The sequence below is a fragment of the Bacillus halotolerans genome, from assembly GCF_001517105.1.
Classification (GTDB): domain Bacteria; phylum Bacillota; class Bacilli; order Bacillales; family Bacillaceae; genus Bacillus; species Bacillus halotolerans.
The window spans coordinates 205,853-230,152 of sequence record NZ_LPVF01000011.1 but is presented as its reverse complement, the minus strand read 5'-3'; the positions used below and the strand labels follow the sequence as shown (position 1 = coordinate 230,152).

Genomic DNA, 24,300 nt, shown 5'->3' with positions numbered 1-24,300 from the left:
TTTTGACGGCAAACGAAAACCCTCCCAAAAAGGAGGGTCTGCTTTATTGATCTAATAGTTTTTCCACACGCTCCCGCATCTGCGGCACGCTCAATCCGATAATCACCTGAAACGCCTTCCCGTTTCTGACGACGCCGTGTGCGCCAAGCGCGCGGAAGACGCTGTCGGGTTCGACCTTTTTTTCATCTTTAACGCTGACTCTGAGGCGGGTGGCGCAGTTTGTGACCTCGGTGATGTTGTCTTTTCCGCCTAACGCTTCGATGTACAATGCAGCGGTTTCATCTGCCGTTTCTGCAGCGGAGGCTGTTTCGTCCTTTTTGTTTTTTCTTTCTCTGTATTCTTGTTTCGAATACAGCTTTGTTTCCTGCTGATCGTCAATTTCCCGTCCCGGTGTGGCAATATTGAATTTGAGGATCAGAAATCGGAAGACGAAAAAATAAATTGCAGTAAATGAGAGTCCAATCAGAATTTGATACACATACGTCATACCGTGGCTGCCAAAGAGCGGAATCCAGTTCAGGGTAACCGCCTCAATTAACCCGCCCCCCATGTTTCCGACAACACCAGCCATATACATGACCGTCGACATTGTCGCGGCGAGTACGGCGTGAACCGCAAATAGGAAAGGAGAGATGAATAAGAAAGTAAACTCAATCGGCTCTGTGATGCCGGCGACGATTGCCGTGAGTGTGACAGGAATCAGCAGGCCGGCAACGAGTTTTTTCTTTTCCTTTTTGGCTGTGACATAAAATGCGAGCGCAATCCCCGGAATGCCGAAGATTTTTGAATTGCCGTGAAGCGCGAATCCGCCTTGCGGGAACAGCTCCTTCAGCGGTTTGGCGCTTTGTGAATATTCACCAAGGTGCTGCGCCCAGTACGTGACGATCCCGCCTTCCGCCACAGCCGGGCCGTAGATGAACGGCGTGTAAATAAAATGATGAAGACCGGTCGGAATCAAAATCCGTTCCAAAAATGTGTAAATCCACACGCCCACCGCCCCGGAAGCGACAAGAAAGCTTTGAAGCGACCCGATTCCCGTTTGGACCATCGGCCAGATAAAAGACACGGCCAGAGCGACCGGAATCATAATGAAGAAGGAAATCATGACGATATACGTGGAGCCTTGAAAGATGCCGAGAAAATCAGGCAGTTTTTTATCAAAATAGCGGTTATGCAAAAATACGACAATGGAAGAAATAAAGATTGCCCCGATAATGTTGGTATCAAGCGTTTTAATGCCGGCAATCATCGTTAATCCGCTCGTTCCGCCGACCTCTTGATTCATATCGACGCCAAAGGCGCCTCCCCAGACTGTCAGGATCGAGCTGACAAAATAATTAAACGTTAAATAAACCGTAAGCGCTTCCAAACAAGCGCGCGCCTGAGCTTTTTTCGCCAAAGCGACTGGAATGCCGATGGCGAATAAAAGCGGCATTTGATTAAACACCGTCCAGCCGCCTTGCTCAATGATATACCAGCACTGATACCAAAACCCGTCAGGATCAGCGAGCGGCCCCATCAGGGTTTCGTTTTTGAAAAGCGTGCTGACACCCACGATAATGCCGGCGAACGCAAATAATAATACAGGCACAAACATCGCGCTTCCAAAGCGCTGGACTTTTTGCATCATACCAAAACCCCCTGCTACTCAATGTCGTTTTTTTCAGCTTCTTTGTAATCAACATATGCGCGGAACAATGCTTCGCCAACGAGAAAAAACGGCGCAAAAGCGACAATTTCTTTTTTATCACTCAATGTCACGGGCTTGCTTGTCGCATAAAGATTATGCGGTGTGAGCTGGGCGAGGACATTGTTTTTCAAATTCGTAATGGATATAAAGGGAACTCCCTTTGCGGAAAGCATCCTTGCCTGCGGAATCAGCTCAGGCGTTTCTCCGGACAGCGAAATGATGATAAACAGATCATTCACCTTAAAATCATCCTGCATCTGGTCAAAGTCATTACTGCCCTCAATCAAAATCAGATACTTATTGAGAGGGATAAACATTCTTTGCAAATCATGGGCGCATATCTTTTGCGCCGTTCCGGACCCGTACACGAAAATGCGGTCCGCTTCATCAATCAGCTGGCACATGTCCGTCATGTCCTTTGTCCTTATAAATTTCAAATTTGCTTCAATATCATCCAACAGCTTTTGAAAACTCATACTCTCGCCTTCTTCCGGCTGATCTTCCCACTTCAAAAAAACGCGAAATTCACTGTAGCCGCTGAAACCGAGCTTTTGGGCAAGACGCAAAATCGAGGAACGCGATACGCTGCATGCTTTCGCAAGGGCGTCGATTCCAAGACGATAGCACGTATTCTTGTGATTCAATATATATTTCAAAATATGAAAATCATTGTCATTTAATTTACTGTAATGCTGATTAATCAGTTCTTCGAGCTGCATATCAGATCCCCCCCATTTTCTTTCTATTATATACAATATAGATTTCGAAAATGGGGGATTTTTCAGTTATGAGATACGGCTCGGGCTTTGATCAAGCTCAGGCCAGAAATCTTTGTTGGCCTCCAATAAATCTTCGAGAATAAGCCTTGCCACACGGGCATTCGGCACTGTTTTCGAGAGAATGAGCGCCTGCCATAGCTTTTGGAAGGATTTTTCCGTCCACGCCTCAACTGTCAATTTCTCAACTGATACCTGCTGTTCCATCAGTCCTTTTTGGAACTGCGGAATGTTTCCGACTGTGATCGGTTCAGGCCCGTTTGAGCCGACGATACACGGCACCTCTACCATTGCTGTCGGGTCAAAGTTTGCGATTGCCCCGTTATTTTCAACAATTAAAAGCATTCTTTCACCTGTATTGTAGGCAATAGCGCGGGCAAGATCGACGATATATGACGCGTGATCGTCTATTTTGATTTCGCTGTTTTTAGAGGACTGCTCGCGTGCAATCATGTCGCATTGGCTGAAAATAAAGGCTTCGCGTCCTTCCATGACTTCGTTTGCCCGCGTATGGTTCGGATTTGATTTTTTCACCATGTCATCCGGGAACAGATAATATTGTAAATACGTATTCGGTAATGTGTCCGGATCGGCGGCCTGCACGTCACGCGCTTTTGCGAACGTGTCATTCCAGCTCGCCTCCACCGCCTCGGACTCTGCGTTCGGAATATACCCGTACTGAGACACATGTTCCTTCAGCTTCGGCATTAAATCATTGCCCTCTTGATCCTGAATGGATGTCCACCAGCCGAAATGATTTAATCCATAATACCGGACCTTCATTTCTTTTCTTGAGGACAGGCCGAGAATTTGCGCCATACGGTCTTCGATACCGACCGGCATATCACAGATGTTGAGGATTTTTGAGTTCGGTCTGAGGCGTCTCGTTGCTTCCGCCACAATCGCCGCCGGGTTGGAGTAATTCAGCATCCACGCATCTGGCGAGTATGTTTCCATGTAATCTAATATTTCAAGCACGCCCCCAATTGAACGCATACCGTATGCGATACCGCCCGGTCCGCACGTCTCCTGGCCCACAACTCCGTACTTCAGCGGAATTTGCTCATCAAGCGCACGCATTGCGTATTTCCCTACCCTGATGTGTGCCATGACAAAATCAACGTCTGTAAAAGCTTCTTCCGGGTCAGTCGTCGCTGTAAATTCAATTTCGGGTGCTTTTTCTCTGATAAAAACGTCACAGGCCCCCGCGATCCGCTCCTGTCTTTCCTTATCATTGTCATACAGCTTCAGCTTTCTGATCGGAAACTCATCCAAATGGTCTAAGAGCATCAGAACAATCCCGGGAGTAAATGTGCTCCCTCCGCCCGCTATTACGATTGAGAATGATTTTTTCTTCATATGACGACCTCCTTGATAACGTTTACATTTTATTTATATCATGTGACAGTTTGTCTCGTAATGCTTTTGGCGCACTTAGGTCATTTGATCAGTTTTAGTTTTTTTTCCCATCGAGCGGGAAATTTCTCACTTATCTATCAGTTCAACAATTTGATTTTTTTACCTTTTTTGTAATCTCAAAGTCTCATCATCTGTGAAATTTGAGTGAATATACGCCCTTCCAATTCTTATGAAAAGGTTCTTTTGTACGATTCGGATACATGCCGAATTATTTATAATCATTTATATAAAACATCCATTTGTGCGTTAATTTAGGAAAGGCAGGGGACAAAAGTTGGACTCACATAAAGTCATCGAGCTTGCAAATCAGTACAGTGCAGCCGCAGAAGAGGTCAGAAGCTCAAAAATGCTCCTTGACTCCCGGTTATCTGCATTGGGCGATGCTTGGCAGGGAAAAGCAAGAGACACATTCGACCAGGATTTCGAGGAAACAAAAGCCGCCTACGATCAGTTCGAACAGGAGCTGCTAGAAACAAGCCAGGAACTTAAGGCAGCTGCCGTAAAAATAGAAGAACGAAAAGCTGAGATTGCCAGAATGGAAGAATTAGAAAGAAAAGCAAGAGAGGAAAGACATAAACTCGAGAGGTGAATAGCGTGTCAGGAAATATTGCAGTTGATCCGGATAAGCTTGAACAGCTGGCAAATGATGTGGTCACAGAATTAACTGATATGGAAAACAAATATAAGGATTTGCATATGGAGCTGGGACAGCTGATTTTACAATGCGATCCCCGTTACAGCAGCTGTTTTTCGGGGGTTGGGGATGCTTGGAGCTCAGGAAAAGCACTCGTCAGCAAGCTGAGTGACAATGAGATATTCATCAGAAAAACGAGCGACAAATTTGTTGAGCAAGACAATATTTTACGAAAGCTTTATAACGCTTACGACAAATACGGAACGATGACAAGCTTAACCGCCCTGATGCTGACCCAGGGAAAATACTACGGATTAGGGCTTACAAAGTTTGTGAAACAGCCAAGCGGCTTACATACTGCACGGCATTCAAAGCTTCTATTGGACATTTCCAGAGCAGTAGACAGCTCCCGTTATCAAAAAGCAGCCAGAGTGCTTTTGAACCCAAAATATCTGTTTAAAAAGACAAACCGGCCATTTTCTGATTTGGTACATAAAAAGTTTACAAAATACTTTCCGCAGGACACGGTGGATTTTTCAAACAGCGTCAGGAGCTATACAAGAGGATTTGTTAATGAAGCCGGCGTACGCTCAACACTGAAGGATGTCGGAAAAACAGGTTTGAAATTCGCAAAAGGAAATGCCATTACAGCGACACTGATAACCGGAGCGACAGAAACGTTTGGAGCAGGCTTAAAGATCGCCGAAAATTACGCGAAATACGAAGACAAACCCGAAGTGCTCAAACGGGAAAATGCAAAAGCTGTTGGCAATGCAGTGAATAACACGATTTTTGTCGCTGGCGGCGCAACGGCAGGCGCTGTAATAGGCGGGGCGATCGGAAGTTTTGCAGGCCCTGTTGGTACTGTCCTCCTTGGCGCAGCTGGCTCTTATGTTGGCGGAGTGGCAGGAGAACAAATTGCCAAATTTACGGCAGGTTTCGCCGAAAAGACAGCCTTAAAGCTGAAAGAACCGATTCATGCTGTTGTTAATACTGCCAAAAAAGGGCTGGAAGCGGCCGGCAAAGTCGTAGAATCAGTGAATGACGGCATAGATGCGGCTAATAAAACAATTCATAAAGGAATGGCCAAAGCAAAGAAAACGGCGGACTCACTCATACACGGCGCAACTCATTTCCTTAAAGGCAAACTTTCATTCGGATAGGAGAATAAATCATGAATCAGTTTACGATCAGCTTAGAAGAGCTCATATTTTGTTTTTACAGCGAAGGCTTTTTTGAACAGGGCATGTCACTCAAGCAAGCCTATTTTCCTGAAATAGAGGATGAGCAGCTCGGATTTTTATTTGAAGCGGCCTGCCGTTCGCTTTTGGCGAAGGATGCTGCTGAATATCGGAATCATCAATACAGGTTAAAGGACGAGTACTGCCCGTTTATCCACGTATTAAATGACGCGGACTATACAGTGAAGCTTTCCAAGTTTGACGAGCAAGGCAGCGAACGGAATGTTTCCTGCCATGTTTCAAAATTCGGCACCTACTCCCATGAGCTTCTTTTTGATGAGCAAGTACATAGCATAAAAAAATGGAATCAAGTGACGGATTACTTACAAAAACAGCTGAGTTTTTAAATATAATAGATACCGAGGATAAAAGCGAATCTATCCTGACTTTGACATCAAAAGAATTTGAAGCACTTCTGGAAGGTGCTTCCGAGACTCCCTCATACCTGAAGGAATTCCTTGGAAAGCACGACTACCAAGAGGACATTACCCGGTTTATAAATGATTTGTCATTACGTAAAGGAAAGATGGATACGCTGATGCGCCTGTCTTACGATAAAGATAACGCACCGGAAGTGGATGACATGGCTTTTATCCTGCCCGGCACCCGCCATACTTGGCTTGTAACGGGTATCACCCAGAATGAATTTACTGTCATGGCTGCTCATAAGGATGTTGTAAATCAAATCATTTCAAAACCGAACGAGAATCTGAATTGATAAAAGGAGAAGAGCATTGGAAAATCAAGTAGTCGAAGTCAAAAGCAGAATGTTCCTGAGAATATGGGCTTTTGTCGGATCTGCCGGTATGGGGCTTGCTTGTTTATGGCTGTTTTATATGGGGATTACCTTTCAAACGAAATATTATCTCCTAGCCATTCCAGCAGGTTTTCTATTCACCTTGTTTTGTTTATATTTATTTATCATCTTTTTTCCTGCCTTTACCCCTAGGGGAAATATCATCTTCCGTATTAAAACCGGAAAAGATGGTGAGATATTCACTGACAAAGCAGCTGTGAAATTTGCCGATATCAAGAAAATTGAAATGAATCGCAATAAATACCGCTTAAAAGGGATTTTTCAGGAAGATGTCATAATTCAAACAACTGACCACAAAACGATTCGCATTCCTACTTGGAATATCATTCCGAACCCTTTGTTTTTTGAAGCGGTTGAACGTTATATTGTCCCACATATGAATGATGAAGCGAAAACGAATTGGATCGGTCAGTTTACAGAGATTCAGCGCAATGTGTATTTAAAAGAATTTGAGAATCATCCGAAGCTTTAGGAGCAGCACATTGGAATCACATGATATCGAAGTCAAAAGCAGAATGTTTTTCAGAATCTGGCTGTTTCTCGCAACTGGAGGCGCCGTGATTGCAGGCGTATGGCTGGTGTCAGAAGCCATTACGTTCGAATCCAAATACGCTCTGCTTTATTTAGGTGGCGGATTGATGGCAATTGTCTATGGCTTGATCACATTTTCTATGGTTTTACCAGCGTTCACAAGCCGAGGACATGTTATTTTTCGTATCAAACAAGGACCTGATGGGAAGATTTTCACAAAAAAACGCAGCGTGCCTTTTACTGAAATCAAGCACATTTATATGGGGCGCCATCAATACAGTTTGAAAGGGATTTTCTTTGAGGATATTATCATTGAGAGGAATGACGGCAAGATCGTTCGCATTCCGACTTGGAACATCATAGCTAATCCATTATTTTTCGAAGCGGTTGAACGCTATATGCTGCCCCATATGACGGAAGAGGCGAAAAACAATTGGATCAGCCAATTTACGGAGATTCAGCGCAGTGTGTATTTGAAGGAATTTGAAGAGAATCCGAAGCTTTAACGCGTCTCGCTCCTTTATAATGAAATACAACTGCAGTTTGAGGGGTGTGCGTGATGCTGATGACCATTCTTTTATTTCTCGCGGCGGGACTTGCTGAAATTGGCGGAGGCTATTTGATTTGGCTGTGGCTGAGAGAAGCGAAGCCCGTCGGATACGGGGCAGCCGGGGCACTGATATTGATTGTGTACGGCATTCTCCCGACGTTTCAATCCTTCCCTTCCTTCGGCCGTGTATACGCCGCTTATGGAGGAGTGTTCATCGTACTAGCTGTCTTTTGGGGGTGGCTTGTCGATCGGAAAACTCCTGATCTGTATGACTGGATCGGCGCACTGATTTGTCTGATCGGCGTTTGTGTGATCTTATTTGCGCCGCGAGCATAACAAAATGGCCTGCTTATGAAAGCGGGCCATGTTTGTTTAATCCTCTTTTAAGTTGTTCAGCAGCACTTCATGCTCCTGCTGCGGTTCGTCCAGCGGATAAATTCTTGCTGTTCCGGTTTCTTCATTCACATGCTGAATGTAAATCGGAACTCCGTTATACGTTACTTTCTTCATATCCGGTGATTCCACGATTTCTTTCGCTCTCTGTATATTCATCTCAACACCCTCCTTCACCCATAACGTTTCCATTTCTTGAAAGAAGTATGCTTTATGATCCAGCGGTCATATTAAATTTTTTCAATCGTTTGTAGAAGGTGCTGCGCGGAATGCCGCTGATTTTCGCAGCTTGGGAGACGTTTCCTTTTGCCGTTTCAAGCGCATTGATGAGGATATCTTTTTGAATTTGCTCACGGAGATTAAGCCCCTTTGTTTCAGCCTCCTTTTCTTTTACGGGGCCGATCGGCAAGCCCGACGCTTCGAGCAATAAGGAAAGCGGCTCGTCACTCAGCCGTCCGTCCGGAAACCTGATGGAAAGGCGTTCAAAGACATTAAACAGCTCGCGAATATTCCCCGGCCACTTCCATTGCTTCAGTACGTCCAAAAAGGCAGGCGGAAGCTCTCCCGGCCATCCATTTTTCTGTGTGTAGTACGCAAAGAGGGTCTCAATATCTTCGAGACGGTTCCGCAGCGGAGGAAGCTGAATCGGGTAAACATGAAGGCGGTAAAACAGGTCCTCTCTGATTTTTCCGCTTTCTGCGAGTTCACGCAAATCACAATGTGTGGCAGCAATCACTCTGATATCAACCGGAATTTCTTTTGTCCCGCCGACCGGTGTAATCTTGCGTTCCTGAAGCACCCGTAAAAGCGCCACCTGCATCGAGTGGGAAATTTCTCCGATTTCATCTAGAAATAAGGTGCCCTGATGCGCTTTTTGGAAGGCGCCTTTGTAACCATCTCGTTTCGCTCCTGTAAAAGCCCCTTCTGCATAGCCGAACAGCTCGCTTTCGATTAAATCCGACGGGATCGCTCCGCAATTCACGGCTACAAACGGGCCGTGCTTACGGTCGCTGTTTTCATGAAGCGCGCGGGCCGCGACTTCCTTGCCCGTGCCGGTTTCACCCGACAGGCAAACTGTCGCATCAGCCGCGGCCGCTCGTTCAAGGCTTTTGAGCATCGCTTGCGATTGCCTGCTTTGTCCGAGGACTCCATTGAATCGAAAGGCCGGCTTTTTCTTTTGTTCCGATAAATAAAAACAAGTGGCGCTGTTCCCCATGGTGACCGCTTTTTCGATCGTAAAACCTCTTTCCTTCAACTCATAAAGATGCCGGCCTTGCCAATCCGGTATTGACGTTCGTATCGGCAGGCTTGCGCCGATGATGTGCTGCTTGGCATTGCAAAGCACGATCGGCACACGGGACGCTGCCCTATCGGCAAAGCGGCTGAGCAGTTCAAGCTCTTTCTCCCTGCTTTTGGCTGCCAATTCCCTTTCCGCGGCAAAGGCAATGGCCGCGGAAATGCCGAGCATATTTGGCTGTGCGTGCGCTGCCGGGCAAGAGATATCAATCACCCCCGCAAGACTGCCGTCCTCATAATGAATTGGTGCTGCTGAGCAATTCCAGTGATGGGAGGCGACAGAATAATGCTCTGATCCTTGAATGACAACCGGCTCGCTAATGTGAAGCGCCGTTCCAATTGCATTTGTGCCAACCGCCGTTTCTGTCCAGCACGCGCCTTCGACAAAGTTAATGCGTTTGGCTTCATGCAACGCGCGGCGATGGCCGTCAAGCGCCAGCACCACGCCGTCCGCATCAATTAATAGCGCCATCATTTCCATTTCTTTTATTGCGGGCAGCAGTTTTTCCAGATAAGGCATTGCGGTCGACAGAAAGAATGAATGCTTGTTTGACTGCTGATCCAGTTCCGTTTGCTGCAAAACCTTCGGGCCTTTTTCTAAATAGGGGTTAACCTCAGCCTTTCTGCAGCGGTGCCAGGATTCGGCTATCCTTTTTCTTATTCGGGCTTCGTCCAGCACGCCGTCTTTCACAAAACGTTTCCAGGTTTGCAAATCGTTCGGGATCGAATTCATTCCTTGATCGTTCCTCCCTTACACGCCGTTTTCATCTATTGTAGGGGAAAAATAAAGCGCTTTCAACATAAAAAAGCCGGCGCATTCGCCAGCTTTTCTTGTTATGCATGCACCGCAAGCCCAATCGTGCTTAACAATGCTTCGTGCAGCGTTTCCGACAGTGTCGGATGGGCCGCGATAAAATGCTCTGCCATATCCGCCGTCATTTCTCCGTTCATGATGGCAGCCGCCTGGCCGATAAGCTCGGTCACATCCGGTCCGATCATTGAGACTCCGACGATTTCGCCGAACTCCGGTTCCGCCACGATCTTGACCTTTCCTTCCGCTTGGTGTTTGATGAGCGCCTTCCCGTTTGCGGAAAAAGGAAATTCACCAATCTGTACATCTCCGTAAACGTGTCTTGCCTGTTTTTCCGTCAATCCGATACATGCGATTTCCGGCGATGTGTAAATACATCGGGGCACGTTTTTTTCATTCATTTTGACGTCGCGTCCTGAAGCGTGTGAAGCAGCGATGATCCCTTCATGGAAAGCAGCATGGGCCAGCTGAATGCCACCGATCGCGTCCCCGCATGCGTAGATATGAGGAACATTGGTCTGCATCTGCTCATTTACGGGAATACCTTTTTGGGAAAAATCAATTCCCGCCTGGTCAAGCTGTAATCCATCCAGACGAGGTTTTCTGCCGATCGCCACCAGCACATAATCGGCCTTTGTCTTAAACTCACGCTGTCCGCTTTTCCATATCGCCGTTTTGGCTGCTTGATCAACACGCTCTAACCGGGAGGAGGTGTGAACTTCAACTCCGTCTTCCTCAAGCTTTTCCTGAAAGAGACGGGCGATATCCTCGTCCTCTGCCGGGATCAGCTGGCCGGCCGTTTCAATGATCGTCACCTTCGATCCAAGTCTGGCGAACAATCCGGCATACTCGCAGCCGATCACACCGCCGCCGACAATCACAAGCGAACCGGGAATTTCAGAAAGGCCGAGTGCATCTTTGCTGTCGATCACCCATTTGCCGTCAAACGGGGCAAAGGGCAGCTGGATCGGCTCTGATCCGGAAGCAATCAATATTTGTTCAGCCTCTCTGATTTCTTTTCCGTTCTCCCCTTCGATCAAGAGCTTCTTGTCAGAAAGAAAGGAGGCCTCCCCCTTCACGACTTGTATTTGATTTTTTTTCATTAAGTACTGTACGCCTTGGACAAGCTGGCTGACAACCTGCTGTTTTCGGCTCTGCATTTTGTCCCAATCAACCGATATTGCACCGTGCGGAAGCTCAATTCCGAAGCGCCCGGCATGTTTAATTTTATCGAGCACATTTGCGCTTTCTAACAAAGACTTCGTCGGAATGCAGCCTTCATTCAAACAGGTTCCTCCAAGCGAGCCTTTGTCAATGAGCAGCACCTTTTTTCCCTGCTGTGACGCTGAGACTGCTGCCGCATAGCCTGCTGGTCCCCCTCCGATAATGGCTAATGTCATGTCGTTTCACCTGCTTTTCTATAAAATTAACGCTGCCGGTTCCTCCAAATATGTTTTGATCGCCTTCAGAAATTCAGCTGCCGGAGCGCCGTCACAGGTTCTGTGATCAAACGTCAGGCTGAGCGGCAGTATCGTACCTCTGACAATCTCCTCTCCTTGAAAAACCGGTGTGTCATAGCTTGCTCCGATGCCAAGAATGCCTGTTTCGGGCGGATTTAATATCGGTGTAAAATGCTCCACGCCGGATGCGCCAAGGTTTGTGACTGAGAAGGTCGAGCCTTGCAATTCTTCGCTTCCCGCACGTCCCTCGCGTGCTTTTTTGGCGTTTTCTGAAATGGTTTTGGCCAGCTCAATCAGCGGCAGTTTTTCAGCATGACGAATGACAGGGACAACCAACCCTTTTTCAAGAGCAACAGCCATTCCGAGATGAACATGAGGATGTGTGATAATGCGCTCATTTTTGTAGAAGCTGTTCAGCATAGGGTGTGATTGGAGAGCGAGCACCGCAGCTCTTGAGACAAAATGAGTGATCGTCAATTTCGTGCCGTGCCGTTCCTCCGCTGTCGGCGAAAGCTGTTTTTGAAGAGCTGCCAGCTTAGTGATATCAGCCTTCATTGTAATCGTCAGCTGGGCGCTGTTTGCCAAGCTTTCCTGCATTCTGGACGCGATCACTTTTCTCATGCCTGTAACTGGCGTTTCCTGCGCCTTTTGTTCGGAAACTGGCTCAGCCTGTTCCCTTTTTTGTTCAGAAAGCGCCTTTGTGACATCATCCTTTACGATTCGTCCGCCCGGTCCCGTGCCTTTCAGATTTTTCAGGTCTAACCCTGCTTTTTCCGCTATTTTTCTGGCGACTGGAGAAATTTTCAGTCTGTCTTTTTTAGTGTTTGCGGGTTTGTTCTCCTGTTTAGGAGGCGGGGGATTGGCTTGCCTGCTAGCTTCAGCGGCTGGCTCTTTCGCCTCTTCCTGTACCGATTCATTAGCGTCCCCGATGTAGCAAATGGCCGTACCGGGCGGAACCTCTTCCCCTTCTTTCACCTTAATATCAATCAGCGTGCCCTTTTCAGGCGCTTCGATGTCCATTTCAATTTTCTCCGACTGAATGCTGGCGATGCTTTCTCCCTTTTCAACCGGATCTCCCACTTTTTTGTTCCAAATCGATACTTCTCCTTGTTTCATGGCCATTCCCAACTTTGGCATCACTACTTTGACCGCCATATGTGTCCCCCCTTTAATTCACTGCCGGCTCGCCAAGCAATTCAAGCGTGACGCTGACGATTTTATCTGGTGTCGGCAAATATTGGTCTTCAAGCACTGGCGAAAACGGCACAGGTGTGTGCGGCGCTGTAATCCGCTTAATCGGCGCATCCAGCAGATCAAAGCCTTTGTCGGCCACAATCGCGGCTATATCTGTGGCTATGCTGCATCGCGGATTGGCTTCGTCAATGATGATCAGCCGGTTTGTTTTTTCTAGCGATGTGAAAATTGCTTCCTCATCCAGAGGAGACAGACTGCGCGGATCAAGAACTTCGGCTTCAATGCCTTTTTCTGATAATTGTGCTGCCGCTTCGAGTGCGGTATTGACCTGCTTGCCGATCGCAAACAGCGTAATGTCGCCGCCCTCGCGTTTGATGTCCGCTTTTCCGAGCGGGATTGTATAATACTCTTCCGGCACTTCCCCTTTCATGTTGTAGGACGTTTTGTCTTCAAAAAAGAACACCGGATCGTTGTCTTCGATCGCCGCAAGCAGCAGACCTTTGGCATCATACGGATTCGACGGAACAACCGTCTTCAGCCCCGGAATGCTTGTGAAAAGGCCGTACAGCGTCTGGGAGTGCTGTGCCGCAGCCCGGAAACCCGCTCCGTATGTGGTGCGGACGGTAATCGGCACTTGCGCTTTTCCGCCGAACATATAGCGGAATTTTGCCCCTTGGTTAATGACCTGGTCAAAGCACGTGCCGATGAAATCGTTAAACATCAGTTCCGCAATCGGTCTCAGCCCTGTTGATGCCGCAGCCATAGCGGCGCCCATATAGCCCGCTTCAGAAATGGGCGTATCCAGCACCCTGCTCCGTCCAAATTCCTGAACGAGCCCTTTTGTGACGCCTAATACGCCGCCCCATGCTTCGTCATCCTGCAAATGATCGACTGCCGCTCCTCCGGCTACATCCTCACCGATCAACAGCACATTTTCATCTCTTCTCATCGCAAGCTTCATTGCTTCATTGATCGCGTCTGACATACTTATGACTCTCGCCATCTTACATTCCTCCTTTTTCGTATGAGACATATACATCTGCCAGCAGCTCTGATTCTTTCGGATATGGGCTGTCTTCGCTGAACGAGACGGCTTTTTCAATCGATTCTTTGACGCTTTGTTCAATGTCTGCCAGTTTTTTTTCATCCGCCTCTTTTAACAGATAGTTTTTAAAGCCTTGTATGGCATCCTTTTCTTCAAGGTGCTCAGCTCTTTCATCCTTTGTTTTATAGGTTTGGGCATCTCCTTCGAAATGGCCGTAGTTTCTGTAAGTCATGCATTCAATCAAGGATGGGCCTCCGCCGTTTCTTGCTCGTTCAATCGCTTCCTCTGCTGCCTGATAAACTGCTAAAATATCTTTTCCGTCCACGGTTACTCCCGGCATGTTATAGGCAGCTGCCCGATCAGCGATTGAATCACAGGCTGACGCGTACTCAAATGGCGTGGCTTCACCATAGCCGTTGTTTTCAGCAACAAACACGACAGGAAGGTTCCATACAGCCGCTAGATTCAGTCCTTCGTGGAAGGTGCCTTGGTTATTTGCTCCGTCTCCGAAAAAGCAAACGCTTACATTATTGGTCTGTTTATATTTAGCCGTGAGCGCTGACCCGCATGCGAGCGTAAAACCGCCCCCGACGATTCCATTTGCCCCTAACATGCCTTTATCAAGATCGGCAATGTGCAGCGACCCGCCCTTGCCTTTACAAAGCCCGGTCGCTTTCCCGAAAATTTCAGCCATCATGCCATCCAGATCACAGCCCTTGGCGATACAATGCCCATGCCCTCTATGTGTGCTTGTAATGCTGTCGCCATCATCTAAGTGAGCGCACACGCCTACAGCTACCGCTTCTTCACCGGCATACAAATGGACGAATCCGGGAAGCACTCCCTCTGCGAACAGTTCATGCACTTTGTCCTCAAAGCCCCTGATTTCCAGCATCTTTTGGTACATCCACAGCGCTTTTTCCTCAGTTAATGACAAGCCTTCTCGTTTTAACAGTTCCATTGTGTGTGCCTCCTTCTATTTAGGGTTCGCCTTAATGAATGCAAGAAGTGTGCCAGCTATTGGATGCCCGTAAAATCAGTCTTTTATAATTGATACCATGAGACAGTTTGAGACAGGTGTCTCATTTTGTCTCGATATGAAACCATGTGTCTCGTTTTATTCCAAATCAAAAAGACCGGGCACCTGCCTGGTCTTTTGACGTCGATCGACATATTTATTTCCTCGGAAATCTTATCAACTTCCTAATGCCTCTGCATCGTTTTTCTGAATGGCGATTTCCGGAGTGAAATCAATTGAATATTTTACATAACCAAAGCCGCCGTCCCCATCCTTCTGCATGCAGTCTATCGTGCCTCTGAAATATGTATACCCTTTTTGATTAAGCGTTTTTCTGACGGTTTCCGCCATCGCCGCGGCATCTGTTTTTGATAACCCGCTGGCATCTAACTGAATCGCCATACTCATAGGCGCTTTTTTTGCCAGCTGTTTGTTCCATTTTGTATCTAATGTGAACTGGCCGTTTTCAAGAATCAAAGCAGCTTCAGTTTTTATGATTTGTGGCACCTCTTTTTTCAGATCTGCTTCGATTTCCTTCGATGCTTCTTCATTTAAGTGTTTTGCTACTGATTCGGTATACGCTTCTTCAATTCCATCACAAGTGACTTTCGGATGGAGAAATCCCTTCGTACACATCGGATAGTGATGAGATTGGGTGTTTGCTTGAAACACATATTCCGAGGTTTTAACGTTATATACCCCATTCGTGATCTTGATTTCTTTTTGAGGATAGGTTTCTTTCACATAAGAGACAAGCTTTTGCTCTGCGGTATTTTTCGTAAATGGATCACCGAAACATACATGATAGATAAATAGTCCGCATCCGAATAATGCAATGGCAAGTACGCCAACCACAAGTTTTTTCATGTTCACACTCTTTTCTTCATCTGTACGTTCTGCAGTTCATGCTTTTCTTCAACAGCCCGATTCAGCGCTTGAAGCATGTAACCAATGCCTTTGTACGATGACAGAGGCCAGCTGATATTCTGATGTTCTTCAATGACGGCGTTTAGGACGTTTCGGTATTTTTTCCCGCCAAGCATAACAAGCTGTTCAATGTCGGAAAAGCCTTTTTCGTGAAATTGACGGCGCAGCTCGTCCGCTGCCATAATCTCCGGGTAAGCGGTTCTAAAAGTGACATCGTAATTTTCGGGTACGACATCATCTGGGCGAAGGAATCCGTGCTTAGCCGACAATATGACCCACTCGTCGAAAAAAGCTTTCGCATATCGCTCGCACGCCTGATGAAACGGGCTGAGATAAGCGTCTTCCGCCCTTACCGGACCTGTATCTGGCCGGATGTCCCATATTTTTTTCTTGCCGCAGGGGATGATGCATAGTCGTTTCATTTTTCTCTTCCCCCTATTTCTGTTTCATATAATAGTTGAAATAACAAGCGCCCCTGTTTTATTTGCCATATCCCGGGCAGTTAGTTCCTCACATTATTGTGAAAGAGCCATTTGTTAAAATTTATTTTTATCTTTTCCCAAACCAGCTGTAAAATCTCCTTTGATCATTGAAAACATATATAAATCTTCAAATTTACCACAAGCGAATTCATAATGTCTCAACAAACCCTCTCTGCTAAAACCTTGTTTTTCTACTAGTTTTATCGATGGGATATTAGAAGGTTCAATAAGAGCTTCAACTCTTTCCAGCTGCAAGTGGTTATATCCATATTTGACGACAGCCTCTAATGCTTCACTGACGATTCCTTTTCTCCAGTAATCTTTGCTTAATTCGTACCCAACTTCAGCTCGATAATGTTTTGCAAGTCGGTTAAGATATCCACAACTTCCTATTACGACGCCAGAATCTTTAAGGGTAATTCCCCATCTGATTCCTGTACCTTTTTCATAAATGGATTTATACCACCTGATCTCTTCCCACACATCTTTAGTTGTTTCAAAGGGGTCTAACCCCATCGGCTTAACAACATCTTGATCTGAAAGATATGGTAGCATATCTTTGGCATCTTCAAAGTTTACTTCTCTTAAACGTAATCTTTTTGTTTCAATTATAGGAAATTCTTTCACCGTAAACTCCCCCTTCATTGTTTCCGCACCATCTCCTGTTATTACCATGTATTTTATCTTATCCATTTAGATAAAAAAAGATAGCAAGGACAATTCCCTGCTATCTTGATTCTTATAATACTTCAACAGCTTCTAGGCAGCATGTCTCCCTGAATATCGAGATGAAAATTTGCAGGAATAATCCGGCGCAATACCGCATTCACACCAGTTTAATGTCCCCACTTCGCTCTCACCTTGAATTGGAACACTTTTTACTTTGGCTCCGCCCCATCAAGATACTTCCTCTCAAATTCATCGAGCAATGCACGCACTTCGTCTGTTGATTTTGTGTTCATGCATTGGTTTCTTAATTCACTTGCCCCACGGAATCCGCGGAGGTAAATTTTGAAAAAGCGAGGAAGAGGCTTGTATGGACGCGCTTCTAATGCTGAATATTTATCATGAAGATCCAGATGCAGCCGTAAGAGATCAAGTAATTCCTTACTGCTATGCTCTTTCGGCTCCTTTTCAAAGGCAAATGGATTTGTAAAAATACCGCGGCCAATCATAATCCCATCAACACCGTATTGTTCAGCAAGTTTCAAGCCAGTTTGACGGTCAGGAATATCCCCATTGATCGTCAACAGTGTATCTGGCGCTACCTCATCACGAAGTTTCTTAATCTCCGGGATGAGTTCCCAATGCGCATCCACTTTGCTCATTTCCGATCTTGTACGCAAATGGATAGAAAGATTCGCAATGTCTTGTTTCAGTACGTGTGTCAGCCACTCACGCCATTCGTCAACATCTGTGTAACCAAGCCTTGTCTTCACACTTACAGGCAATCCCCCTGCTTTTGCTGCTTGTATTAGTTCTGCTGCAACCTCTGGACGACAAATAAGGCCGCTTCCCTTTCCATTCCCCGCCACATTAGGTACAGGGCAGCCCATATTAATATCCAGACCCTTAAACCCTAATTCCGCCATACCAATACTCATTTGGCGAAAGTTCTCAGGCTTGTCTCCCCATATATGAGCTACCATTGGCTGTTCATCCTCTGTAAAAGTCAAACGGCCGCGCACACTGTCCTTCCCATCCGGGTGACAATAGCTCTCTGAGTTTGTGAATTCTGTAAAGAACACATCCGGTCTGCCTGCTTCACTTACTACATGCCGGAAAACTACATCTGTCACATCTTCCATTGGTGCCAGTACAAAAAATGGCCGTGGTAATTCACGCCAGAAATTTTCTGTCATAATAAATCCAAATCCTTTCATGATGGGATACGGCCAAACCTTGATCCCAAAATTAAAAAACTGACCATGCTTCTTTTACACTTATAGCATGTGTAAGCACTTCTTATCAAACGATAGTAAATTTTGAACATTTAAATCTTTGCTAATCACACATAAAAAGTGACAAAGTTTGGGTCAAAGGTTTAGGTACATGATTCAGGTTTCTTCTGTATGTTCCTGAAAATTTTCTTATCAATTGCTGGGGGGCTCATCACACACTTATTTCTGCGTCCCTGTCCAAATTTGTTAAAAAGTATTGCTAAGATATTGAATTGTATTAGTTTGAACTAAATAATCCTTGGACTTTTATCGAAAAAAATCGAGAAATTATTTGATACAAGAATGGGAAGTTTACTTTTACAGTACAATTTTTGTGAAACGGTAATAAACATGATCCCCTGTTCCCCTCCATTTTCTATCTTTATAAGGATCTCTGAAAAGAGATGAGTCAGGGCAAGGTTTACGCATGAAAAAGACCCGGAAGTCGGCAATGTACATTCTACCGAAATCCAGATCTGATTAGGACTTAATGAGACGATTTCAATACAAGCTTCGCCACTGCTTCAACGTGAGCCGTCTGCGGAAACATATCGACAGGCTGAATATATTCCACGCGATAGTCTTTCGACAGCGCCTGTAAATCCTTCGCAAGCGTGGATGGATTGCAGGAAACGTACACAAAGCGTTTCGGTTTGACTTTTTTGATCGTGTCCAGGAACGTAGTGTCACAGCCAGTTCTTGGCGGGTCGACGATGACGACGTCCGGGCGGAAACCTTCTTTCGTCCATTTCGGGAGCCAGTGCTCGGCTGTTCCTGTTACGTACGTGGCGTTTGTCATGCCGTGCTTTTTGGCGTTTTTCTTGGCATCATCAATTGATTCCTTGATGACGTCCATGCCGCGGACTTCCTTCGCTCCGTCCGCCACCCACATTCCGATGGTGCCGACGCCGCAATACGCGTCAACGACTTTTTCTTTTCCGGTCAGCTGCGCCGCTTTTTTCACTTCGTCATACAGCTTGACGGTTTGCTCCGGGTTGAGCTGGAAGAAGGCGCGGGCGCTCAGTTCAAATGATACGTCGCCAAGCACCTCTTGGATCACTGTTTTTCCGGCGAGCGGTTTTGTTTTCTCACCGAAGATCACAGAGGTTTTCGCTCCGTTTACATTTTGAATAATGGATTTCACCTCAGGCAGGCGCTTTTGGATCGCTTTGACGATTTCTTCCTTATGCGGAAGCGTTTCTTTTGCTGTTACAAGAACGACCTGCACTTCGCCTGTTTCAAAGCCGACTCTCGTCACGATCGTGCGAACGTCGCCTTTTCGTTTTCTTTCATTATAAACAGACACATTGAAGTCCTCTAAAATGCGGCGGACGATGCCTGTTGTTTTATTTGTTGCCGGATGCTGGACGACGCAGTCTTTGATCGGCACGATATCATGAGAATCAAGGCCGTATAAGCCGGCGATGATGCTGCCGCTTTGTGAGCGTCCGATCTGGAATTGGCTTTTGTTGCGGTAATTCCATGGGTTGTCCATGCCGACCGTTTCTCTGATATCCATGTTTTCGACTTTGAACTTCGTATGGCGCTCCAGAGACTGGATGACGATGTCGCGCTTTTCCCGAAGCTGCTGGCTGTATGCAAGATGCTGAAGCTGACAGCCGCCGCACTGCTCGTAGACAGGGCAAGGCGGTGCCACCCGATGCTCCGAAGCCTTGCGAATCTTCTTGATCCGTCCCTCCGAAAACTTCGGCTGCACTTTCGTCGCTTGGACGACAACCTCTTCACCAGGAAGCGCGCCGGGCACGAACACGACTTTTTTCTTAAAATAGCCGACACCTTCTCCGTTAATGCCGAGACGCTTAATCGTCAGCGGAAAGGTTTGTCCGACTTTCAGTTCGACGGGCGCCTGTTTTTTTTGTTGGTTCACGTTGTTCTCTCCGTTTCTATATGAAGCTTTCTGCAGATGGCAGAAAGTGAAATGTTTTTTTCACATCTAACTAGTATAACACGTTTGCAGGATTTCCTTCATTGTCAGACGAATTATTCTATACTCCTCCACAAATACAAAGACGCATAGCTTAAATAAGGCTCCCACTCTTTGCTCATCGCAAGCATGACATCCTTTGCCGGCTTATCGTCCAGCTGAAAATGGCGTTTGATCGCATTCTGGAGTCCGATATCGGCAAGCGGAAATAAATTAGGGCGTCCAAGGCCGAACATGAGGACGTTTTGTACTGTCCACGGGCCGATGCCTCTGATTTTGATTAGTTTCTTCATAATGTCCTCATCCGTCATATTCGGAAGCTCTGACAAGTCGAGTGTGCCTTCTGCGATCATCCTTGACGTATCAATGGTGTATTCCGCTTTTCTCATGCTGAATTGCAGATCGCGCAGATCCTGATAATCGAGTTCCGCAATCGTTTCCGGCTTTGGATAGCACCACACGCCGTCCTTCTGCTCGCCGAAGGTTTGGACAAACCGTTCTGTCAAGGTGTACGCAAAAGATAAATTCAGCTGCTGATGCACAATGCATTTCATGATACAGTTGTACACGCTGTAGTCCAATACAAGCGGCGTGCCTGCATGCTCTTCAAAAATCGCGGAAAGATTCGTTTTTGAGAAATGATCAAGGACATGCTGCAAATCATGTTCCCATTGAAAAATCCGCTTGATTTCCTTCATCATGTCTTCCTGCTCTGTTTCCCCGCTGACGAGAAACTCGGGCTCGTCCGCATGGCCTAAAGCCTGCACCTTCACAATACATACGTCACCGGCCTTATTTCTAATCGGCACTCTTATGTCCCGCGCTTTCAAATCAACTGCATTCAGAGGGTCTAACGCCAGCCTGTTGAGCACACGGTCAAAATGGTACGGCGGTGTGACCGATACTTTTTCTTTCCACATATGATCAGCCCTTTTTCCGTTTTTTGTTCAGTATACCACGCCGCTGGAAACCGGTAGAAAACACTGTATACTTTTCTGAAAAAGGCCGCATGATATAATGGCAGGTGGAGGGTTGTTTATGATCAACATTACCGCTATCACAACACAGGATCAGCTTTTGAAAAATATACCGATCGAACGGGTTGAACAGCCGGATATTGCGTGGTACTGGGTTGATTTTTACGGCCCGGAGGAAACGGAAACCGCGTTATTGAGAGATTTTTTTCATTTTCATCCGCTTGCGATTGAAGATTGCTTTCAGCATATGCAGCGCCCGAAGCTTGACCATTACGATGGCTATCGCTTTTACGTGCTTCATGCGCTGAATCAGGAAACACTTGAGACCGAAGAAGTCGATATCTTTCAAGGCGAAACATTTGTCGTCACCTTTCATTTACACGAAACGCCCGGTATCGCCAAAGTCCGGGAGCGATTATATGCTTCACCGGACATGTTTAAAAAAGGGCCGGGGCATATTTCTTACATGATCATGGATCAGCTTGTTGATGAATATTTTCCTCTGGTGTACAAAATAGAAGACCGGCTGAATGAGATTGAAGACAGCCGCAGCCACAAAACGTACGGGACACTGATGAGCGAGGTGTTTGAGCTCAGAACTGACCTATTGCATCTCAGGCGGACCATTATTCCGATGCGTGATTTGCTGTATCGGATTTTAAGTCTTGACCATGTGAAAGAGCAGCGGGAAACAAAGGCATACTTCAGCGATATTTACGATCATTTATTAAAGCTTTCAGAAATTGTGGAATCTAACCGCGACATGACGTCCGATTTACGTGACAGCTACGTGACACTGAATTCGAACCGGATGAATGCGATTATGATGACATTGACCATCGTGTCTACGATTTTTATCCCGCTCACGTTTATCGCCGGCGTTTACGGCATGAACTTCGACAACATGCCGGAGCTTCACTGGAAATACGGATATTTTGCTGTGCTTGGCCTGATGGCCGCTCTTGTGGCCGGCATGCTGATATGGTTTGTACATAAAGGATGGTTCAACATCTTTAAATGAGGACAGCGTGAAGCTGTTCTTTTTATTTTGGTAAGCCGATTTCCAGCATATCCTGTTCATTTTGTATATAATGAAAAAAATGTTCAGGGAGTGATCAGATTGAAAATCGCTGTGATCGGACTCGGCAATATGGGACAGCCCATTGCCCGAAACGTGCTACAAGCAGGCTATCGTTTGACAGTATACAATCGGACGAAAGAAAAGACGGAGGAATTCGCATCCCAGGGCGCCCAAGTGGCAGAAACGCCGCGCCAGGCGGCCGAGACCGCTGATATTGTCGTGACAATGCTTTCTGATGACAATTCTGTCAGCGCCGTGACATTCGGCAAAGACGGATTGATTGAAGGATTATCTGGGAATGGCATTCACATTTCGATGAGCACGATCAGTGTGGAGTTCTCAGAAGAACTCGCGGCCGCCCATGCAGAAAAAGGACAATCCTTCCTTGCGGCTCCTGTGCTGGGAAGACCGGATGCCGCCGCAAAAGCCGCGCTTCGCATTATAGCGGCAGGACCCGCGGAAGCGAAAAAAACAGCAAAACCTCTGCTCGAAAGCTTGAGTCAGCAAGTGTTTGACGTCGGCGAAGAAAGCAAAACAGCAAACGCAGCGAAAATCAGCATCAATTTCCTGCTCGTATCCATGCTGGAGGCGTTATCTGAATCATTCCTGTTGATGGAGAAATACGGACTAGAGCAAAAACAATTTTTAGAGATCGCCAACGCGCTTTTCGGTTCCCCCGTATATCAAAATTACGGAACGATCATGGCCGAGCAAACATTTGAGCCGGCGGGCTTTAAAATGTCATTAGGGTTGAAGGACACCAATCTGGCGCTCGCCGCCGCGAAGCAGGTTTCTGCAAACCTCCCTCTTGCCGAGCTGGCGAAAAGCCATTTTGAAAACGGTATTGAAAAAGGGCTTGGAAACCTAGATTGGGCCGCTTTAATAAAATGCATAGAAAAATAGAAAAAGCCTCTCCATTGCGGAGAGGCTTTCTTGCTTACAAAGACGGCAGCTTCATTTCTTTCTCAAACATCAAGTCATCAATGCTTTTAAAGGTATAGCCTTGTTTTTTCAGGTCGGTAATCGCATCGTCCAGCGCCTCGGCATTGTCCTTGGAGACAGTGTGAAGCAGGTAAATCGCACCCGGATGCGCCTGTTTGATCATGTGATCGTAGGCGTATTTTTTCCCTTTTTGATGATTGATTTTCCAGTCGACAAAAGCGACGGACCAGAAAACGGTTTGATAGCCCATGCGTTTTGTTTCTTTCAGCACATATTCACTGAATACGCCGCGCGGCGGCCGTAAGTACAGGTTGTCCTGCTTTCCCGTGATCTTATAAACTTCCTCGTTGACTGAATCAAGCTCATCCTGAATTTGGTCTGCCGTTTTTGTCGTCAGATCCGGATGGTGAAATGAGTGGTTGCCGATGATATGCCCTTCATCCGACATCCGTTTGATCAGCTCGGGCTGATCCTTCACGAAATGCCCGGTGACAAAAAACGTTCCTGTCACGTGATGTTTTTTTAAGACATCAAGCACCTTTGGCGTATAGCCATTTTCGTAGCCGTTATCAAATGTTAAATAAATTGTTTTTTCTTTTGTATTGCCTAAATAAAACGCGTCATATTGTTTGATTAGGCTGTTCAGCTGTTTTCCCGCATCTGGCGGCTGATGATTAACGCTTCGCTTAAAACCCCAATTAATCGGCTCATTCGGTACCGCATCTGCCTCTTTTGCTCCTGCTGCAAGCAGGACGGCGGCGCAGCATATTGCACACATCCACTTCATGGCCAGCGCTCCTTCTGCATTTTTTCTTATTTTACAGAAAGGCGCCCTGTTTTATACTGACGCTTAATGCCAATATAAAAAACCGCGGCATGCGCGGTTTTATTCCCAGTCTTTTTTAAATCGTTCATATTTGGCTTCCAGGTCATCCAGCATGCCGATGAGTCTGTCTATATCTTCAACGTCTGTTGCTTCAGGGTCTAATGAATCGATGACGTTCATAAACATGTCTAGTCTGTTCTTTAAATAATCAAGCTGCTGATCTTTATTGTTTACTGCGTTCCCCATTCTGCGCCTCCATTCATTTTTTATTATGGTAGCTCATTTTTTGCTGTTTTTCAATCGCC

General features: G+C 46.3%; 24 protein-coding genes and 1 pseudogene. 8 read left to right on the top strand and 17 right to left on the bottom strand.

The window, feature by feature from the left end; all coding sequences use genetic code 11:
• Positions 1–43: 43 nt before the first annotated feature.
• The 3 genes from malP to glvA all read right to left on the bottom strand — a co-directional run bounded on the left by malP (position 44) and on the right by glvA (position 3,825).
• Positions 44–1,630, bottom strand: coding sequence for a PTS maltose transporter subunit IIBC (gene malP, locus AU387_RS14855; protein WP_059291626.1), 1,587 nt, complete (start codon positions 1,628–1,630; stop codon positions 44–46).
• Positions 1,631–1,644: 14 nt separating this feature from the next.
• Positions 1,645–2,409, bottom strand: a complete 765-nt coding sequence (locus AU387_RS14850; RefSeq protein WP_059336041.1) for a MurR/RpiR family transcriptional regulator — start codon at positions 2,407–2,409, stop codon at positions 1,645–1,647.
• A 66-nt stretch (positions 2,410–2,475) separates the two neighbouring features.
• Positions 2,476–3,825, bottom strand: coding sequence for a maltose-6'-phosphate glucosidase (gene glvA / locus AU387_RS14845; protein WP_044163674.1), 1,350 nt, complete (start codon positions 3,823–3,825; stop codon positions 2,476–2,478).
• A gap of 334 nt (positions 3,826–4,159) precedes the next feature.
• Between glvA and AU387_RS14840 the strand changes: the two genes are divergently transcribed.
• From AU387_RS14840 to AU387_RS14815, 6 genes and pseudogenes are all read left to right on the top strand, one after another.
• A complete protein-coding gene (locus AU387_RS14840) occupies positions 4,160–4,474 on the top strand; it encodes a WXG100 family type VII secretion target (RefSeq protein WP_024120614.1) in 315 nt (104 codons plus the stop codon).
• A 5-nt stretch (positions 4,475–4,479) separates the two neighbouring features.
• Positions 4,480–5,682: a hypothetical protein gene (locus tag AU387_RS14835; protein WP_059336040.1), complete on the top strand. Its 1,203-nt coding sequence runs from the start codon at positions 4,480–4,482 to the stop codon at positions 5,680–5,682.
• Positions 5,683–5,693: 11 nt separating this feature from the next.
• Positions 5,694–6,478 (top strand): annotated as a pseudogene (locus AU387_RS14830) (hypothetical protein).
• Positions 6,479–6,494: 16 nt separating this feature from the next.
• Complete coding sequence (locus AU387_RS14825) at positions 6,495–7,049, top strand: YfjD family protein (protein WP_082687921.1); 555 nt, start codon at positions 6,495–6,497, stop codon at positions 7,047–7,049.
• A 10-nt stretch (positions 7,050–7,059) separates the two neighbouring features.
• Entirely contained in the window at positions 7,060–7,614 is a 555-nt protein-coding gene (locus AU387_RS14820; RefSeq protein WP_269767600.1) for a YfjD family protein, read from the top strand.
• A gap of 50 nt (positions 7,615–7,664) precedes the next feature.
• Positions 7,665–7,994, top strand: a complete 330-nt coding sequence (locus AU387_RS14815) for a YnfA family protein (protein ID WP_081638253.1) — start codon at positions 7,665–7,667, stop codon at positions 7,992–7,994.
• Positions 7,995–8,030: 36 nt separating this feature from the next.
• Here the strand turns inward: AU387_RS14815 and AU387_RS14810 are convergent, their stop codons facing one another.
• From AU387_RS14810 to AU387_RS14755, 12 genes are all read right to left on the bottom strand, one after another.
• The gene (locus tag AU387_RS14810; RefSeq protein WP_010333419.1) at positions 8,031–8,210 is read right to left on the bottom strand and encodes a small acid-soluble spore protein H; all 180 of its coding nucleotides are present in this window, start codon (positions 8,208–8,210) and stop codon (positions 8,031–8,033) included.
• A 52-nt stretch (positions 8,211–8,262) separates the two neighbouring features.
• Positions 8,263–10,080 (bottom strand): acetoin dehydrogenase operon transcriptional activator AcoR, encoded by a 1,818-nt coding sequence (gene acoR, locus AU387_RS14805; protein ID WP_059336039.1) that lies wholly within the window; start codon positions 10,078–10,080, stop codon positions 8,263–8,265.
• A 101-nt stretch (positions 10,081–10,181) separates the two neighbouring features.
• Positions 10,182–11,558: a dihydrolipoyl dehydrogenase gene (gene lpdA / locus AU387_RS14800; protein ID WP_059336038.1), complete on the bottom strand. Its 1,377-nt coding sequence runs from the start codon at positions 11,556–11,558 to the stop codon at positions 10,182–10,184.
• An 18-nt stretch (positions 11,559–11,576) separates the two neighbouring features.
• A complete protein-coding gene (locus AU387_RS14795) occupies positions 11,577–12,773 on the bottom strand; it encodes a dihydrolipoamide acetyltransferase family protein (protein ID WP_059336037.1) in 1,197 nt (398 codons plus the stop codon).
• Between the two features lie 13 nt (positions 12,774–12,786).
• Complete coding sequence (gene acoB, locus AU387_RS14790) at positions 12,787–13,815, bottom strand: acetoin:2,6-dichlorophenolindophenol oxidoreductase subunit beta (protein ID WP_059291633.1); 1,029 nt, start codon at positions 13,813–13,815, stop codon at positions 12,787–12,789.
• Position 13,816: 1 nt separating this feature from the next.
• Positions 13,817–14,818, bottom strand: a complete 1,002-nt coding sequence (acoA, locus tag AU387_RS14785; RefSeq protein WP_059336036.1) for an acetoin:2,6-dichlorophenolindophenol oxidoreductase subunit alpha — start codon at positions 14,816–14,818, stop codon at positions 13,817–13,819.
• A gap of 234 nt (positions 14,819–15,052) precedes the next feature.
• Complete coding sequence (locus AU387_RS14780; RefSeq protein ID WP_059336035.1) at positions 15,053–15,742, bottom strand: YfjL-like protein; 690 nt, start codon at positions 15,740–15,742, stop codon at positions 15,053–15,055.
• 2 nt (positions 15,743–15,744) lie between these two features.
• Entirely contained in the window at positions 15,745–16,224 is a 480-nt protein-coding gene (locus AU387_RS14775) for a DUF6884 domain-containing protein (protein WP_059336034.1), read from the bottom strand.
• Between the two features lie 114 nt (positions 16,225–16,338).
• Positions 16,339–16,911 (bottom strand): GNAT family N-acetyltransferase, encoded by a 573-nt coding sequence (locus AU387_RS14770; protein WP_193789272.1) that lies wholly within the window; start codon positions 16,909–16,911, stop codon positions 16,339–16,341.
• Positions 16,912–17,162: 251 nt separating this feature from the next.
• Positions 17,163–18,146: a tRNA dihydrouridine synthase gene (locus tag AU387_RS14765; protein WP_059336032.1), complete on the bottom strand. Its 984-nt coding sequence runs from the start codon at positions 18,144–18,146 to the stop codon at positions 17,163–17,165.
• Between the two features lie 565 nt (positions 18,147–18,711).
• The gene (rlmD, locus tag AU387_RS14760; RefSeq protein ID WP_059336031.1) at positions 18,712–20,112 is read right to left on the bottom strand and encodes a 23S rRNA (uracil(1939)-C(5))-methyltransferase RlmD; all 1,401 of its coding nucleotides are present in this window, start codon (positions 20,110–20,112) and stop codon (positions 18,712–18,714) included.
• Positions 20,113–20,225: 113 nt separating this feature from the next.
• A complete protein-coding gene (locus AU387_RS14755) occupies positions 20,226–21,089 on the bottom strand; it encodes a DNA-3-methyladenine glycosylase family protein (RefSeq protein ID WP_059336030.1) in 864 nt (287 codons plus the stop codon).
• Positions 21,090–21,207: 118 nt separating this feature from the next.
• Here AU387_RS14755 and corA point away from each other — a divergent pair, with 118 nt between their 5' ends.
• Positions 21,208–22,167, top strand: a complete 960-nt coding sequence (gene corA / locus AU387_RS14750; protein ID WP_059336029.1) for a magnesium/cobalt transporter CorA — start codon at positions 21,208–21,210, stop codon at positions 22,165–22,167.
• 99 nt (positions 22,168–22,266) lie between these two features.
• Positions 22,267–23,130 carry an NAD(P)-dependent oxidoreductase gene (locus tag AU387_RS14745; protein ID WP_059336072.1) on the top strand — a complete coding sequence of 288 codons (864 nt, stop codon included), beginning with the start codon at positions 22,267–22,269 and terminating at the stop codon, positions 23,128–23,130.
• Between the two features lie 34 nt (positions 23,131–23,164).
• On the opposite strand, the gene pdaA is transcribed toward AU387_RS14745, so the two are convergent.
• Entirely contained in the window at positions 23,165–23,956 is a 792-nt protein-coding gene (gene pdaA, locus AU387_RS14740; protein WP_059336028.1) for a delta-lactam-biosynthetic de-N-acetylase, read from the bottom strand.
• Between the two features lie 99 nt (positions 23,957–24,055).
• Positions 24,056–24,241, bottom strand: a complete 186-nt coding sequence (locus tag AU387_RS14735; RefSeq protein WP_010333401.1) for an SE1561 family protein — start codon at positions 24,239–24,241, stop codon at positions 24,056–24,058.
• Positions 24,242–24,300 lie beyond the last annotated feature (59 nt).

Bases quoted from the DNA above. Each gene is read 5' to 3' on its own strand.
- malP (WP_059291626.1), bottom strand. From the start codon at position 1,630: ATGATGCAAAAAGTCCAGCGCTTTGGAAGCGCGATGTTTGTGCCTGTA.
- AU387_RS14850 (WP_059336041.1), bottom strand. From the start codon at position 2,409: ATGCAGCTCGAAGAACTGATTAATCAGCATTACAGTAAATTAAATGAC.
- glvA (WP_044163674.1), bottom strand. From the start codon at position 3,825: ATGAAGAAAAAATCATTCTCAATCGTAATAGCGGGCGGAGGGAGCACA.
- AU387_RS14810 (WP_010333419.1), bottom strand. From the start codon at position 8,210: ATGAATATACAGAGAGCGAAAGAAATCGTGGAATCACCGGATATGAAG.
- acoR (WP_059336039.1), bottom strand. From the start codon at position 10,080: ATGAATTCGATCCCGAACGATTTGCAAACCTGGAAACGTTTTGTGAAA.
- lpdA (WP_059336038.1), bottom strand. From the start codon at position 11,558: ATGACATTAGCCATTATCGGAGGGGGACCAGCAGGCTATGCGGCAGCA.
- AU387_RS14795 (WP_059336037.1), bottom strand. From the start codon at position 12,773: ATGGCGGTCAAAGTAGTGATGCCAAAGTTGGGAATGGCCATGAAACAA.
- acoB (WP_059291633.1), bottom strand. From the start codon at position 13,815: ATGGCGAGAGTCATAAGTATGTCAGACGCGATCAATGAAGCAATGAAG.
- acoA (WP_059336036.1), bottom strand. From the start codon at position 14,818: ATGGAACTGTTAAAACGAGAAGGCTTGTCATTAACTGAGGAAAAAGCG.
- AU387_RS14780 (WP_059336035.1), bottom strand. From the start codon at position 15,742: ATGAAAAAACTTGTGGTTGGCGTACTTGCCATTGCATTATTCGGATGC.
- AU387_RS14775 (WP_059336034.1), bottom strand. From the start codon at position 16,224: ATGAAACGACTATGCATCATCCCCTGCGGCAAGAAAAAAATATGGGAC.
- AU387_RS14765 (WP_059336032.1), bottom strand. From the start codon at position 18,146: ATGACAGAAAATTTCTGGCGTGAATTACCACGGCCATTTTTTGTACTG.
- AU387_RS14755 (WP_059336030.1), bottom strand. From the start codon at position 21,089: ATGTGGAAAGAAAAAGTATCGGTCACACCGCCGTACCATTTTGACCGT.
- corA (WP_059336029.1), top strand. From the start codon at position 21,208: ATGATCAACATTACCGCTATCACAACACAGGATCAGCTTTTGAAAAAT.
- pdaA (WP_059336028.1), bottom strand. From the start codon at position 23,956: ATGAAGTGGATGTGTGCAATATGCTGCGCCGCCGTCCTGCTTGCAGCA.
- AU387_RS14735 (WP_010333401.1), bottom strand. From the start codon at position 24,241: ATGGGGAACGCAGTAAACAATAAAGATCAGCAGCTTGATTATTTAAAG.